Below are 13,527 nucleotides of genomic sequence, written 5' to 3'. Positions count from 1 at the left end.
TTATTTGTGATATACCCTTATTATTTTCGATTAATTACTTTCCTTAAATACTTCCTCAACACCATTTTCTGTACCATAAATGACTTGAGTTGCACAGTCGATAAAGTATCCTGTTTCAAGAACTCCTGTTAAATGAATTAAATATTCGTGTAATGCTTTAGGATCAATCTTTTCAGAGAGAGCAAGGTCAAGAATATAATTACCATTATCCGTCACAAAAGGTTCTCCATCTTGTTCACGGCGTTCAGGCGTCACGCCTTCATATGAAGCGATATGTCTTTGAACGTGCACCCAGTTAAATGGATCGACTTCAACTGGTAATTTAAATGTTTCTCCAAGGTAATTAACGCGTTTACGTTCATCAACAAGTACGATAAATTGGTCAGCCATTTCATCGATAACTTTCTCTCTGAATAAAGCGCCACCACCACCTTTTATAAGGTTTAAGTCAGGGTCAACTTCGTCAGCACCATCGATCGCAAGGTCTATATGCGTCACGTCGTTCACTTCTTTAATCGGAATATTTAAACTTTCGGCTTGTGCTTTCGTTTGTTTAGACGTACAGACACCTGTTACATAAATGGACTGCTCTTGTAATGCTGCAATTTTAGGTACTAACAATTCAATCGTACTTCCCGTTCCGATACCTAAAACCATACCATCTTTAATATATTTGACCGCTTCATCGCACGTCATTTCCTTTAAAGCATTAACATCCATCTTGAAATCCTCCTCATACGATTCTTTATAAACTTATTGTACATCACTCAAGCGTAGTTATATAGTGTTATTGTAAATAAGCGTAATACCATTCATTTATAATTTAAATACTTTTTATAATAAGTAAATTTTATCACTTTTTGAAAAGTCATTAATTATATGTATTAAGAATTTAGTCGTTTTAGATGGTAAAACTGTTGTAATATTTGTAACGTTACTGTAATGTAATACCCGTAAGCTAAATATAGTTAAAGGGGTTAAGATAATATGAAAAAGATGATTAAAGTTGTCGCAGCCACTGGAATTGCATTTAGTTCACTTTTCGCAACTGGAATGACGTTTAACAATGACGCTCACGCTCAAGACACGCAATCAGTTACACCTTGGTATGAATATAATGGTAATGCTGGTAATAACGCTGGATTCCTTGTAGACCAAGACTTCGTTCGCGCAGTTAAATATAATAACGTAACACTTAATGGTTATAAGTTAAATTTAGGAGCATATAACGTAGAAGAAACTTCTAGTAAATTTGATTCTAAATACGATCAACAATTCTTATTCTTTGATAAGGATAAACGCCCGGATGGAACTACTATCGTACTAGATGAAGGTCAATTAACTAAGAAAGACGTTTTTAAAGCCTACGGTACTAACTATGAATTTACACCTGCCTACCATACTCCTGATGGCGACGCATATAAAGTAAATGGAACATATACTTACAATTTAAATGGTAATAATGTATCATTCCGTATTACTAATGGAAACGTTGAAGTTGTTGGCTTAGGATCTACTGCCTGGGTTTAATACATTTGTCTTTGAGAGGCTGGGACATAAGTCGTTAAATAGAGCAATTAAGCTTTATTCCCTACAATTCTCAAAATAGCTGACTCAGAGGGCGGGGCCCCAGCACGGAAATTTGCGTAAGCAAATTATCAAGCTATGCAAGCTGGGGCTTGAGCATGGTACAAAGTAGCTATGCTACTTTGTAAGTCCAACTCACGTATTGAAAAGACGTGTTGGGCTTTAGAGACTACAGGCTCCGGCCATGCCCCAGCTGTTTAAGGGAATTGTAGTATAATGTCCCAGCCTCTCTTTTAAAAATAGCTATTTAATCCAACTAGTAAGTTGCATACTTTCACATCATTTAATATAAATCAAAAAGTTTCATATAAGTTAAAGTTATAGCTATTAGGAATAATAATAACAAAAATTATGCTAATATTCACAATATTCAGAGTATATGAGTTGTACTTTTACTTATAGTTTTGTAATCTTTTAAGTGTAAGCTAAATAAAATTAAAGGGGTTAAAATACTATGAAAAAATTAACAAAAATAGTCGCAGCCACTGGAATTACGTTTAGTACTTTACTTGCTTCTGGGGTGGGAATTTCACAAGAGGCACAAGCTCAAGAAGAAGAGGCCGTAACGCCTTGGTATGAATATAATGGTTATGTTGAAAACAATGCTAGTTTTGTTGTAGATCCTGACTTTGTACGCGCAGCGAAATATAACAACATTACTTTTAATGGATATAAAGTTAACTTACAAGATGCAGAGTCAGACGGAAATATAGTGAGTAAGCAAGTATATGACCAAGATTTTGCATTTGTGGATGAAGACAATCGACCTGATAAAACAACGTTCAGAGTGGCACCAGGTCAACTTACGAAAGAAGATATTATTAACGCATATGGTGAAGATTATGAATTCCACCCTGACAATCCAGGTCCAGGAGGAGAAATTTCTAAAGATAATGGTGATTATGCCTATAATTTTAATGGTAATCAAATTAAATTTGCAGTACTTGACGGGGAAGTCACTATAGTTGGTTTAGGTCATGTAGGTTGGGCATAAGTTTAATGTATAAGAGCGGGACTCTGGTCTCGCTCTTTTTTTAATACTGAAATTTATCTGGCGTAATGATACGATACTAGTAATTAAACGTCCGGAGGTAATCGTATGAACTATCAAATTATCGCCATTTCTACTGGTAAAATCAACGAAGTGCCCTATGGTCAAGATAAGGCAATGTCGTCTGCCATTATGAAAAAGCCTATTCAACAATCAATGTTTTTATCAAAGACAGGGTTCGTTGAAGACGAACAGCAATATCATAGTCATGGTGGTCCAGATAAAGATGTGTGTATTTTTAGTAAACATAACTATCACATGTGGCAAGCGGATATCGATCCTATGCCTGAATATGCGATGTTTGGTGAGAACTTAACTATTGAAAAAATCGATGAATCTGATCTTTACTTTGGTAACCAATACCAACTTGGAGAGGCTATTATCGAAGTTTCTGAGATTCGTGAACCTTGTTGGAAAATTCAAAGCTTGTACGGTGTCAAAGACTTAGTCAAACGCATGTCTCAAACTGGTAAAACGGGTTGCTATATGCGTGTTATTCAAGAAGGACATGTTAAGCCTGATGATCATATGAAATTGGTTAAAGAAGCTGAACCTGCTACACGTTTATCAATAGCAGATATAAATGATGTCTTTTATGTCGACCGTAAGAATATCGTGAAATTAGAGTATGCGCTTAGAAATCCGTATATTACGGATGAACGTCGTCAAACTTTGGAAAAGCGCCTAGCGAAGGCTAAAAAGTAGACGATTAGAGGTACGTAAGGCTTCCTTATTACATTGTTTACTTCAGTCTTTGTAACATGGCTTCCTTATTACATTGTTTACTTCAGTCTTTGTAACAACCTCAATTTCCTAAATCCCTATAATCTAAAATCACTTCCTAAAACCTTCTTAAGCGCCTCTTTCTCAAAGGGCTTTTCAAGAGGTGTAATAAAAATAGAAATAAGATAATTAATTTGATAAAACCTTTTAAATATTATGTTATTATAAAAAATAGCTTCACCTTAAAATTAAAATATGATAAAGGAGACCATTCATGAAAAGACTCATACTGTTGTTAAGCACATTATTTATCTTTACGACTGCGTGTGACGGCGGAACTGAAAGTAAGCAATCTGATAAAGACGAGAATCAGAAACAAAGCGAACCTAAAAGTGAAGAAAAATCGAAAGACAAAGCGACAGAAGAATCAAAATCATCTAAGTCATCTGAAGATAATAAGGAAGCTAAAACTGAAGAAACGTCGAAATCAGACGAAACTAAAGAATCAGAGAAGGCATCTGAATCAGATCAAGCAACTGAATCAAAAGCTGCTGACGACAAGAAAAAAGATCAAGGCGTAAGTAACTTATCGCCTGCTCAGAAAGCTGCGCTCGTGTTCTCAGCCGATGAAGCATCAGAATTTACATTATCGAAAAGAGAAATTCTTACAGGTATCTTCGAACAACATTACTCGAATCCACCTGAAAAGAAACAACTTTATAAATTACATTTAATTAAAATGAACCCAATACCTGGAGCGCCGAAGGATATGAAATTCTATACGGTGTACCCACCTAAAAAGCCTTTCGCTACGAAGATTGGTATTGGAAAGGATAAAGCTTTTATCGCTGGCTCACAAAGCCCGGGCTCATATCAAGAATTATTGAAAAATGGTAAAGAACTTGATTTAAATCAGTTATATCAAGATAATAAACAATTAAAATCATTTAATGAATTAGCTCAAAAAGTAGAATTTAGTAACCAAAACCCTCTCGAAAATGAACAAACTGCAGAAAAATATAAGGCTGAAGAAAGTACAGCAACAATGACACGTGCGCGCACTCAAGTTTATGACATGATTAATAAATTCGAAGGCAAGCCTATCGATACGGAAAAATACATCTGGGATAATGTTAAGTGGCATAACGGCATCACGAGTTGGACGGTAAACTACCGTGATCAAAACCTTGAAATTGTGGGTACATACAAAAAAGAAGAAGGTAAGCCAATCGTGAAATTAGACGCTCAAGGTAATAAAATTAAATAGAATGAAATATTGCAACTATCAAAAGTCATAGCATTAACACTGCTATATTAAGCATTTCCCTTAAACAGCATGCTTTCCTGGGGCGTGGCTGGAGCCTGTAGTCTCCAGACGCACGCTACTCCCCTAGGAGTCAGCTGTTAAGGGAAATTTTTTGTATCAAATTAATTAATCAAATTTATTTTGTCTCGATTCTTTAATTTTACACCCGTAACATAAATTACGCCAACGCACAATCAACCTTAACGACTTAACCTCGATGTGGTAATACCATAATTAGCACCCCAACGATACAAACTACGGCACCAATCACATCAAATTTATCGGGAACTTCCTTATCAACGACGAATCCCCAAATTAAACTCATGACGATGAATACGCCGCCATAAGCTGCATAAACACGTCCAAACGTCGGATATACTTGCATCGTTGCAACAACACCATACAATATCAGCAGTATACCGCCACCTAAACCGAACAACATACTTTGTTCTTCGCGTAGCCATAACCAGATGAGGTAACCGCCACCTATTTCACATAATCCAGCCAATATAAATACCGCGATTGGATAAATCACTGACATCTTTGTCACCTCCTGAAAAGCCCTTTAAATATCTTACCATTATAATAAGAAAAACTGCCTGCACATTCATGCAAACAGTTTCTCACGTTCAAATAACAAATGACGCAATCACTTATGCGTTTTTATTTTTCCAAAGTCTCTTAATTGAAGCAAATAAACCTTTATCAAATGATAATACAGCGTCTTTATACACTTTCATCGTTAAGAACATTAAGACGGCAATCGTAATGAGTGAAATAATCATACCGACTAAAACATGCCAAAACGGTGTATCTGGACTCGAGCTTCTTAAGAACATGACATACGGCGAGAATAACGGTATAAAGCTTGTAATCTTTGCAATAAGAGAGTTCGGTGTTGCTAGGTTGAACATTACAATGTAGAAAGCCCCTACTTGAATTAACGTCATCGGCGCAATCGCTTGACCAACATCCTCAATACGAGCCGTCATTGCACCAAGCATTGCTGCTAAGAATATGAAACTGATGATACCTAAGATAAAGAATATAACACCATAAATCATGACTTTAACGGCATCCGGACCAACTTTAAGATCAAGTGTTTCAAACAGGCTACTTAAGTCAAACACGAAGTAACTAAATACCATCGTAGCTACGATAAGCAGTAGTTGTGTAAACGCGACCGCTATAATCGCGAGTATCTTCGATAGCACATGCGCAATTGGAGACACACTCGTTATAACCATTTCGATAACACGTGACGTCTTCTCATTAGCTACTTCCATACCGATTTGGCTCGCATAATTGATAATGATAAAGAACATTAAGAACACGATGACATAGACAAATCCAGTGATAAAGAAAGATTCACTCGAATCACGTTCAGTTTCTTTATCATCTTCTGAAACCTTGAGATCATCTACCTGGCTTTGAGATAACAACTTCTGCATTTTATCAGGTTTGATATTTAAACTTTGGCTCATACGTTGTTGTTGGAACGTCGTTAAGATGCCTTGTAATTTCGCCTTATCGCCTGGATCTGCGTTTTGGCGCCCTACAATCGTTCCTTTCAACGCGTGATCTTTTGTTTCTTCAATAATATATGCCGTATCTAAATCCTTATCTTTAACTTTCTCTTTAGCCGCTTCAGCTGAGTTCACATACTGAATTTTAGCATTGTCATCAATCTTTTCTTCAGCTGCCTTAAGTTGTTTGTATAGATCTTTATCTTGCGTAACAATACCTACTTCGCCCATACCCGGGTTAAATGCTTTAATGATTTTATCAATATTTGCACCTACCAAAATTAACACCATCATTAATAACGTCATCAAGACGAACGACTTCGTTTTAATCTTTTTAATGTAAGTGAGTTTAAATGTCGCGAGAAACTTACTCATGAACCTCACCTACTTTCTGAATAAAGATGTCAGTGAGCGATGGTTCGATAACTTGGAAACGTTTCACATAGCCCTTCGCTACGACCGCTTGGAAGACCTGCTCCGCTACCGCTTCGTCTTCAATAAGCACCTCTGTAACACGTTTACTTTGTGAAAGGTCCACAACTCCAGGCAACGCTTCTAAATCCTCATATGTATGTTCGCCTTCAATCACAATCTTTTTATGACCAAAATCATTTTTAACGTCCTTAATCGAACCTGATACAACTAATTGACCTTTATTAATAATCGCAACATCGTCACATAACTCTTCAACATGATCCATACGATGCGAACTAAAGATAATCGTCGTCCCCGCTTCATTCAATTCAATGACCGCCTTTTTTAAAAGCTCTACGTTAACTGGGTCAAGTCCGCTAAACGGCTCATCCAAAATAAGTAATTCTGGTTTATGAATTAAGCTTGCCAGCAATTGAATCTTTTGTTGGTTACCTTTAGATAACGCTTCGATTTTCTTCGTACGATGTTCCGTCACTTCAAAGCGTTCAAGCCATACGTCTAAAGCTTTTTTAATTTCCTTTTTAGGCATACCTTTAAGCGTAGCTAGATACACCAACTCTTCTTCAACGGTATGTTTTGTATGAAGTCCTCTTTCTTCAGGTAAGTAACCTATTGAATCATATAAGTGTTTATCTACTTTCTGTCCCTTATAAGTTACTTTACCGTACGTAGGTTTTAACAATCCAAGAATCATTCTAAACGTCGTTGTCTTACCAGCACCATTACGTCCTAAGAAACCAAGCATGCGACCTTCAGATAATTCGAATGAAATATCATCAACAGCATTAAAGTCCCCAAACGTTTTCGAGATACTTTGAACAGATAACGTCATGCATATACACTCCTTACTTTAATTGCATTACTCTTAGTATATAATAATTGAGGACTTTTTAGTTAAAAGAATATAAATTTTACTTTAAAATTAATAACCAATTAACAATGCTATTGTCATACCTAATCCACAAATTACGACCCAACCTAGGATAATACGCCAAGCAAATTTCAGCCATTCTACATATGAAATACCGGCAACGGCTAACGCCCCCATAAGTACTGCCGATGTTGGGAATAAACTATTACTAATCGCATCACCATATTGGAAAGCGAGAACGGTAATTTGTCGATTGATGTCGAGAATATCTGAAATCGGTACCATTAATGGCATCGTCGTCAAAGCTTGACCCGAACCTGAAGGAATAAAGAAATTAAGCATAAATTGCAAGATAAACATCGCAAGTACCGTTACTGCGCCAGGTAAATTTTCAAGAAGTGACGTCATACCAAACACAATCGTGTCGATAATCTTACCATTCTCAAGTATCACAACAATACCTTTCGCAAATCCTACGATCATCGCACCATACAACACGGACTTCATACCTTCAATTAATGCATCAAACGTACCATTAAAGCCAAGGCCACCGACAAATCCTGCGATAATACCTGCTAATAAAAAGTTCGCACTCATTTCGTTGAACGTCCAACCGTAGTTAAAGATACCAAATACGTTCACGACAATGGCCGCTACAAGTATCAGTAAACTCAGTAATTGCCTCACTGAGAAGTGAATTTTATCTACCATTTGTTGAGACTGTGCTTCAGGTGTTTGTTCAAGGTGATAAACATAACTCTTCATCTTATCCTTTTTAATGCGTTTCGCATATATCATGACATAAAGAATCGCCGCAGACACGATAAAGAGATAAATAATTGAACGCAGTCCCCAACCTGAGAACATCGGAATTTCCGCAACCTTTTGTGCCACACCGACCGTAAACTGATTCAACATCCCCCCAATAAATCCGCTTGATGCACCAAGTATCACCATCGCAGCACCCGTTAACGCGTCATAGCCAAGTGCGCGCGCAATTATAATACCGATTGGCACAAAGATAATGGTCTCCTCCGCCAACCCAATTGAAAAGCCCAGCACAGAAAACAACAACATCGTGAGCGGAATCATTAACACTTTAGATTTACCTAAAGAACGCATCGCTTTATTAACACCCGCTTCAATAGCACCAGTACGGTGGACAATGCCGAATGCGCCCCCTACTAAAAAGATGTAAAATACAATATCCGCTCCTGAAATTAAACCTTCAGGAATCGAACGAAACATATCTATGCCTGGTACGGCTTGCTGATCTACGTGTTGGTAAGAACCTGGCACTACTTTCGTTTGATCCCCTTCCTTAACACGGTCGTAGGTGCCTGCAGGTATCACGTACGTTAGCACGACAGATAAGGCGATAACCATGAGCAGTAACGCGTATGTGTGAGGCGTTTTGAGCTGAAACTTCTTATCTTTTTTCTCCATAAATTTTCCCCTTTAAGCTTTTACCTTATCTTACAAAAATTGTTAGAATATTTCAAAAACTAATTTCATTTAACCTTTCCCTTTTTCAAAATAAAAAATCCGGCAAAGATTGTACTTTACCGGATAACTAAGTATTTATTCTTTCTTTAGGGATATGCCATTTCGATAGAACAATATACGAATGGTTACATATGAACCTAACAATAATAGGATTAAAATGATTGGCATTACAATACTTTGATGTAGAATAAGTTGTAATGCTAAATCAAGTACTGCCGTAAGGAGCACACTATAAAATAGAATGAGATACGTAATCGTTTTGAGTTTAAATAATTTCAAACGTTCAAGTTCATCACGTTTGTCATTTTCAAGAAGTGAGTTGTAAACAAAATCTATGATCTTCATGCCTCAACACCACCAATTCCATCAGCATCTACTTTGACTTGTTTACGCAGTTGTTTAGTTGATGAATACGCTAAAGGTAGGTAAAAGATTACAAAGGATCCGGTTATTTGAATAAAAGCATTCCATACATTCACCTTTAAAGTAAACATCATAATCATCATTGATATAACCATAAATAGATAAACCAAGACACCACCGATAATACTGATACGTTTACGACGTTGAATATATGCTTCTTTCTCCGCTTCACTCGCCACAACTTTCTTACGTTGTGTCACAAAGTCACTATGAATTGCCGCTCGTGCGCCTACTATAAAGAAGATTACTGTTAATAGAATCGGCGTGAGTGACATTGTTGCTGTCGCAATCGATGTGATAACTGAGATATACCACACTATAAATAAAGCCACTACTAACAACGTTTCAACGAATCCAATTATCTTCGTGCCCATAGTACGTTGATATTCATCTAGTCCCGATTGATCTTTCGTAAAATCACTTAAACGATAGCTCGCCATATTAATCACCTTCTAAAAATAAGTCGTCTAAAGTTACATTAAGTGTCTTCGCGATGTTTATACACAAATTTAATGATGGATTATACTTATCATTTTCAATTAAGTTAATCGTTTGTCTAGAGACACCTATTCGTTTCGCTAGTTCTAACTGAGAGAGGCCGCGCGCGCCTCGATACTTTTTCACATGGTTAACCTGTTTCAAAATGCCACCTCTTCAAATGTCACATATATGTTACATGTACAATATATATGACATCTGATAGACTGTCAACTTTCGTTCGTAATTGTATATTAATACTTGATTTAGAATATTTAGTCGTTTATACTCTATATAAATTCAAACTGGTATTATTGGAGTGGATATTATGACAACTTACACAACTTCATTACACCAACTTAATCAATTTAAAGGTAAAAGCTTTTTAAAAACGATGGATTATACAGGTGATGAACTACTAACTTTAATTGACTTTTCAATGGAGTTAAAAGATAAAAAGCAACGACACATTCCGCATCGTTATCTTGAAGGTAAAAACATCGCGCTTATCTTTCAGAAACCTTCGACGCGTACACGTTGTGCGTTCACTGTTGCCGCGCGAGACATGGGTGCTTTCCCACAATTTCTCGGTGAAAAGGATTTACAACTTGGTACGAAAGAATCGGCTGAAGATACGGCTAAAGTGCTTGGAAGAATGTTCGACGGTATTGAGTATCGTGGCTTTAAACAATCAGACGTTGAGGATTTAGCGCAACATTCAGGTGTTCCCGTGTGGAACGGTTTAACGGATGATTGGCATCCGACTCAAATGTTAGCTGACTTTATGACCCTTAAAGAAAAGCTCGGTGCATTGAAAGGCAAAACGCTCACTTACGTGGGAGATAGTCGAAACAACGTTGCGCATTCATTATTAATTGCGGGCAGTCTGCTCGGTGTCAACATTCATATTGCTGCACCTACTGCTTTACAACCTAAAGCTTCCGTTGTGGAAAAGGCCAAAAGCTTTGCGAGCGAATCTGGAAGTCATATCCTTATTACAGACGATATCGAGGAAGCAGTTCAAGGTACTGACGCGTTGTACACTGACGTCTGGGTGTCTATGGGTGAGGATGAATCCGTAGTTGCAGAGCGTATTGAACTACTTAAACCATATCAAGTGAACCAATCTATGATAGATCAAACGAAGAATCCAGATGTGCTCTTCTTACACTGCCTTCCTGCTTGTCACGATTTGAAAAGCGAAATGGGCGAAGCCTTCTATGAAAAGTTTGGTATGAAGGAACTTGAAGTCACAGATGAGGTTTTTAGAAGTAAACATTCAGTCGTCTTCGATCAAGCAGAGAACCGTCTGCATACGATAAAATCAGTCATGGCTGCGACACTTGGAGATATTTATTAAAATTGCATATTTTATGAATAAAAATTAGGCGAACTCTCGATGTGTTGAGTTCGCCTTTTTTAATTGAAGCTTAAAACCCGAAATCTTCTTTAGGATTTGGACCGTACTTGTTAGGACCCTTTTGCGATTTATATATCGCGACAATAAAGATAGCTATCGTAAGCAGCCAATATAGGTTACTTAGAATTAATCCAAATGCACCACTTAAATAATCAAAATTTGGTGTACTGAGTGCAGTAACTGCTTTTTCAATTTGTGTAAAACCAAATCCTGACGATAATTCTATGAAGAACCCGAAGAACCTTGCTATTAAAGATATAATGAGTATCATAATTGGAATAGTCATCGACCAACCTACATCATGAAAGCGTCGCACACTAAGTGTGAACGCCGGAATTGTTAAGAAAATGAATATGAGTGAGATTATAAACTCTAAAATTCTGTCGTTCATAGAATTAAATGACATTTCGGAAACTAAAATAGAAATACCAGTTAACGCAATTGTAAACAATATCGCCCATATGACCATGTACCAAAATTCACTTCGAGAACTTCTACCTTTAATGTTGAAGTAGTTTTTGAAAAACAATACAAGTGCTTCAAAAAATCCTATATCTCTTTCGATTTTAAGCGCCTCCTTGATGGAATTATTAAAAGTGGCTCGATAATTTTCAAGCCACTTAAGAATTAGTAATGATATTTGTCTTGATTATTTTCGTGGGGCTTTTCAGAAGAAGCATCACCATGAAAACGATCGTTTAAATCACGCTGGTTGTCACTATAGCCATCACCGTCATAGCGATTGTCGTAATGATTGATTGCTTTCGGATTAGGACCGTATTTGTTCGTGCCTTTCTTAGAATCAAGAATCGTCACGACGAGAGAGAAAATGCTAAGTACGAAACTTAGTAAACCAAACACCATCATGAAAATCGCGAGACCGATTGGAAAATTTTCAGGCGTATAATTTTTCTCTATAACGACTTGAACGACGTTTGTTCCTACGCCGACAAGAAAATTAAATATAAACAACCCGATTGGCACCCAAGTTGGAAATCCTACATCATGGAATCGTCGAACTAATAATGCTAAGTTCGGTATAAAAGACCCTAATGTGAATAGTCCCCAAATGATTCCCATTAGAATTCCTAATATCGGATTAATAATGAAACTAATAATTGTAACGAACATAAAAGCGATATGTATAATGATAAACCATAGTGCGACATACCAATACTCGCTTCGACGACTTCTTCCTCTAAAATTAAAATAGTTCGTCCAAAATAATTTAAACGCTTCTAAAAACCCTACGTCCTTCTTCATAAAGTCTCTCCTTCTTTTTAAAAATTTCTGTAATTTTGAAATATAAGTACATCGTATCATATAACTAAAAAATTAAAACACTTTTATAATTAATTATAATTTTAGATTGTTTAATAAAGCAATGATATCAGTATTTAAGTCCATTTAAATTAATGATAAAGTTATTCTAACAAGGAGTGAACGTCATGGATTTTATTGAAAGAGACACTGAAACGATAGCTAAGGACTTACTGGGCCTTAAGATTATTTATATCGATCCTGAATCAGGCACGAGATTTAGCGGTTTTATTGTTGAGACAGAAGCGTATCTCGGGACGATTGACCGCGCGTCGCATAGTTACAACGGTCGCCGAACACCGCGAGTCGAGTCGCTATATCGTAAAGGCGGCACAATTTATGCGCATGTGATGCATACACATTTACTTATCAATTTCGTAGCTCAAGACGAAGATGTACCTCATGGTATATTGATCCGTGGAATTGAACCTGATGAAGGTGTTGAAGAGATGTCGTTGAATCGAAATAAGACAGGCTATGATATCACAAATGGTCCAGGTAAATTGACGAAAGCTATGAACATCAAGCAAAGTTTAGATGGCACGCCAATCAATGCCGGCCCATTTTATATAGATGAAGAAAACCGTCGATATCCTAAAGAAATCGTAGCTGATGCTCGAATTGGCATTCCTAATAAAGGTGAATGGACGGATAAACCGCTTCGTTTCACCGTTAAAGGGAACCCTTATGTCTCACGTCGTCCGAAACGCGATATGATCGACGCCAAAGATACTTGGAAATAGATGTATGAGACGCTGACCACCATATTCCTTTACTTCACTTTCTGAAAAGCCCTTTAGTGAAACTTTGAATGGTGGATGAGACTTGATAACGGATCGCTCATCAAGTTTCAATGGCTCTGAGACTCGATCACGGCTCGCT

16 protein-coding genes are annotated in these 13,527 nt (G+C 37.0%); 6 read left to right on the top strand and 10 right to left on the bottom strand.

All coding sequences use genetic code 11. From position 1 onward, the window contains the following. Window positions 1-30 precede the first annotated feature (30 nt). Window positions 31-720 carry a ribose 5-phosphate isomerase A gene (rpiA, locus tag ACF3N8_RS04340; RefSeq protein ID WP_009382903.1) on the bottom strand — a complete coding sequence of 230 codons (690 nt, stop codon included), beginning with the start codon at window positions 718-720 and terminating at the stop codon, window positions 31-33. 267 nt (window positions 721-987) lie between these two features. On the opposite strand from rpiA, the gene ACF3N8_RS04335 reads away from it, so the two are divergent. The 4 genes from ACF3N8_RS04335 to ACF3N8_RS04320 all read left to right on the top strand — a co-directional run bounded on the left by ACF3N8_RS04335 (window position 988) and on the right by ACF3N8_RS04320 (window position 4,628). Beyond that, window positions 988-1,530: a hypothetical protein gene (locus ACF3N8_RS04335; protein ID WP_009382904.1), complete on the top strand. Its 543-nt coding sequence runs from the start codon at window positions 988-990 to the stop codon at window positions 1,528-1,530. Window positions 1,531-2,041: 511 nt separating this feature from the next. Further along, entirely contained in the window at window positions 2,042-2,581 is a 540-nt protein-coding gene (locus ACF3N8_RS04330) for a hypothetical protein (protein WP_009382905.1), read from the top strand. Window positions 2,582-2,686: 105 nt separating this feature from the next. Further along, entirely contained in the window at window positions 2,687-3,343 is a 657-nt protein-coding gene (locus ACF3N8_RS04325) for an MOSC domain-containing protein (RefSeq protein ID WP_392450310.1), read from the top strand. A 292-nt stretch (window positions 3,344-3,635) separates the two neighbouring features. Next, window positions 3,636-4,628, top strand: coding sequence for a hypothetical protein (locus ACF3N8_RS04320; RefSeq protein ID WP_238094148.1), 993 nt, complete (start codon window positions 3,636-3,638; stop codon window positions 4,626-4,628). Window positions 4,629-4,875: 247 nt separating this feature from the next. Here the strand turns inward: ACF3N8_RS04320 and ACF3N8_RS04315 are convergent, their stop codons facing one another. The 7 genes from ACF3N8_RS04315 to ACF3N8_RS04285 all read right to left on the bottom strand — a co-directional run bounded on the left by ACF3N8_RS04315 (window position 4,876) and on the right by ACF3N8_RS04285 (window position 10,070). Beyond that, a complete protein-coding gene (locus ACF3N8_RS04315) occupies window positions 4,876-5,202 on the bottom strand; it encodes a YnfA family protein (RefSeq protein WP_009382908.1) in 327 nt (108 codons plus the stop codon). Window positions 5,203-5,320: 118 nt separating this feature from the next. Next, window positions 5,321-6,568 (bottom strand): ABC transporter permease, encoded by a 1,248-nt coding sequence (locus tag ACF3N8_RS04310; RefSeq protein WP_009382909.1) that lies wholly within the window; start codon window positions 6,566-6,568, stop codon window positions 5,321-5,323. Beyond that, window positions 6,561-7,460 carry an ABC transporter ATP-binding protein gene (locus tag ACF3N8_RS04305; protein ID WP_009382910.1) on the bottom strand — a complete coding sequence of 300 codons (900 nt, stop codon included), beginning with the start codon at window positions 7,458-7,460 and terminating at the stop codon, window positions 6,561-6,563. Before ACF3N8_RS04305 ends, ACF3N8_RS04310 begins: the two co-directional genes overlap by 8 nt. Before the next feature lie 90 nt (window positions 7,461-7,550). Next, window positions 7,551-8,945: a YfcC family protein gene (locus ACF3N8_RS04300; protein ID WP_392450308.1), complete on the bottom strand. Its 1,395-nt coding sequence runs from the start codon at window positions 8,943-8,945 to the stop codon at window positions 7,551-7,553. Window positions 8,946-9,080: 135 nt separating this feature from the next. After that, the gene (locus tag ACF3N8_RS04295) at window positions 9,081-9,350 is read right to left on the bottom strand and encodes a hypothetical protein (RefSeq protein ID WP_009382912.1); all 270 of its coding nucleotides are present in this window, start codon (window positions 9,348-9,350) and stop codon (window positions 9,081-9,083) included. Further along, window positions 9,347-9,868: a hypothetical protein gene (locus ACF3N8_RS04290; protein ID WP_009382913.1), complete on the bottom strand. Its 522-nt coding sequence runs from the start codon at window positions 9,866-9,868 to the stop codon at window positions 9,347-9,349. The genes ACF3N8_RS04295 and ACF3N8_RS04290 overlap by 4 nt, the downstream gene beginning before the upstream one ends. Window position 9,869: 1 nt before the next feature. Further along, window positions 9,870-10,070, bottom strand: a complete 201-nt coding sequence (locus tag ACF3N8_RS04285) for a helix-turn-helix transcriptional regulator (RefSeq protein WP_017176778.1) — start codon at window positions 10,068-10,070, stop codon at window positions 9,870-9,872. Window positions 10,071-10,233: 163 nt separating this feature from the next. Between ACF3N8_RS04285 and argF the strand changes: the two genes are divergently transcribed. Next, window positions 10,234-11,265 (top strand): ornithine carbamoyltransferase, encoded by a 1,032-nt coding sequence (argF, locus tag ACF3N8_RS04280; protein ID WP_009382915.1) that lies wholly within the window; start codon window positions 10,234-10,236, stop codon window positions 11,263-11,265. Window positions 11,266-11,335: 70 nt separating this feature from the next. Here the strand turns inward: argF and ACF3N8_RS04275 are convergent, their stop codons facing one another. Beyond that, entirely contained in the window at window positions 11,336-11,854 is a 519-nt protein-coding gene (locus ACF3N8_RS04275; protein WP_238101703.1) for a DUF805 domain-containing protein, read from the bottom strand. Window positions 11,855-11,952: 98 nt separating this feature from the next. Continuing rightward, window positions 11,953-12,588 carry a DUF805 domain-containing protein gene (locus ACF3N8_RS04270; protein WP_392450305.1) on the bottom strand — a complete coding sequence of 212 codons (636 nt, stop codon included), beginning with the start codon at window positions 12,586-12,588 and terminating at the stop codon, window positions 11,953-11,955. A 185-nt stretch (window positions 12,589-12,773) separates the two neighbouring features. On the opposite strand from ACF3N8_RS04270, the gene ACF3N8_RS04265 reads away from it, so the two are divergent. Further along, window positions 12,774-13,388: a DNA-3-methyladenine glycosylase gene (locus tag ACF3N8_RS04265; protein ID WP_009382918.1), complete on the top strand. Its 615-nt coding sequence runs from the start codon at window positions 12,774-12,776 to the stop codon at window positions 13,386-13,388. Window positions 13,389-13,527 lie beyond the last annotated feature (139 nt).

It is taken from the genome of Staphylococcus massiliensis, from assembly GCF_043186315.1.
Classification (GTDB): domain Bacteria; phylum Bacillota; class Bacilli; order Staphylococcales; family Staphylococcaceae; genus Staphylococcus; species Staphylococcus massiliensis.
The sequence above is the reverse complement of the archived record's forward strand: the minus strand, read 5'-3'. Positions and strand labels throughout refer to the sequence as shown.

Bases quoted from the DNA above. Each gene is read 5' to 3' on its own strand.
- rpiA (WP_009382903.1), bottom strand. From the start codon at position 720: ATGGATGTTAATGCTTTAAAGGAAATGACGTGCGATGAAGCGGTCAAA.
- ACF3N8_RS04335 (WP_009382904.1), top strand. From the start codon at position 988: ATGAAAAAGATGATTAAAGTTGTCGCAGCCACTGGAATTGCATTTAGT.
- ACF3N8_RS04330 (WP_009382905.1), top strand. From the start codon at position 2,042: ATGAAAAAATTAACAAAAATAGTCGCAGCCACTGGAATTACGTTTAGT.
- ACF3N8_RS04325 (WP_392450310.1), top strand. From the start codon at position 2,687: ATGAACTATCAAATTATCGCCATTTCTACTGGTAAAATCAACGAAGTG.
- ACF3N8_RS04320 (WP_238094148.1), top strand. From the start codon at position 3,636: ATGAAAAGACTCATACTGTTGTTAAGCACATTATTTATCTTTACGACT.
- ACF3N8_RS04310 (WP_009382909.1), bottom strand. From the start codon at position 6,568: ATGAGTAAGTTTCTCGCGACATTTAAACTCACTTACATTAAAAAGATT.
- ACF3N8_RS04305 (WP_009382910.1), bottom strand. From the start codon at position 7,460: ATGACGTTATCTGTTCAAAGTATCTCGAAAACGTTTGGGGACTTTAAT.
- ACF3N8_RS04300 (WP_392450308.1), bottom strand. From the start codon at position 8,945: ATGGAGAAAAAAGATAAGAAGTTTCAGCTCAAAACGCCTCACACATAC.
- ACF3N8_RS04295 (WP_009382912.1), bottom strand. From the start codon at position 9,350: ATGAAGATCATAGATTTTGTTTACAACTCACTTCTTGAAAATGACAAA.
- ACF3N8_RS04290 (WP_009382913.1), bottom strand. From the start codon at position 9,868: ATGGCGAGCTATCGTTTAAGTGATTTTACGAAAGATCAATCGGGACTA.
- argF (WP_009382915.1), top strand. From the start codon at position 10,234: ATGACAACTTACACAACTTCATTACACCAACTTAATCAATTTAAAGGT.
- ACF3N8_RS04270 (WP_392450305.1), bottom strand. From the start codon at position 12,588: ATGAAGAAGGACGTAGGGTTTTTAGAAGCGTTTAAATTATTTTGGACG.
- ACF3N8_RS04265 (WP_009382918.1), top strand. From the start codon at position 12,774: ATGGATTTTATTGAAAGAGACACTGAAACGATAGCTAAGGACTTACTG.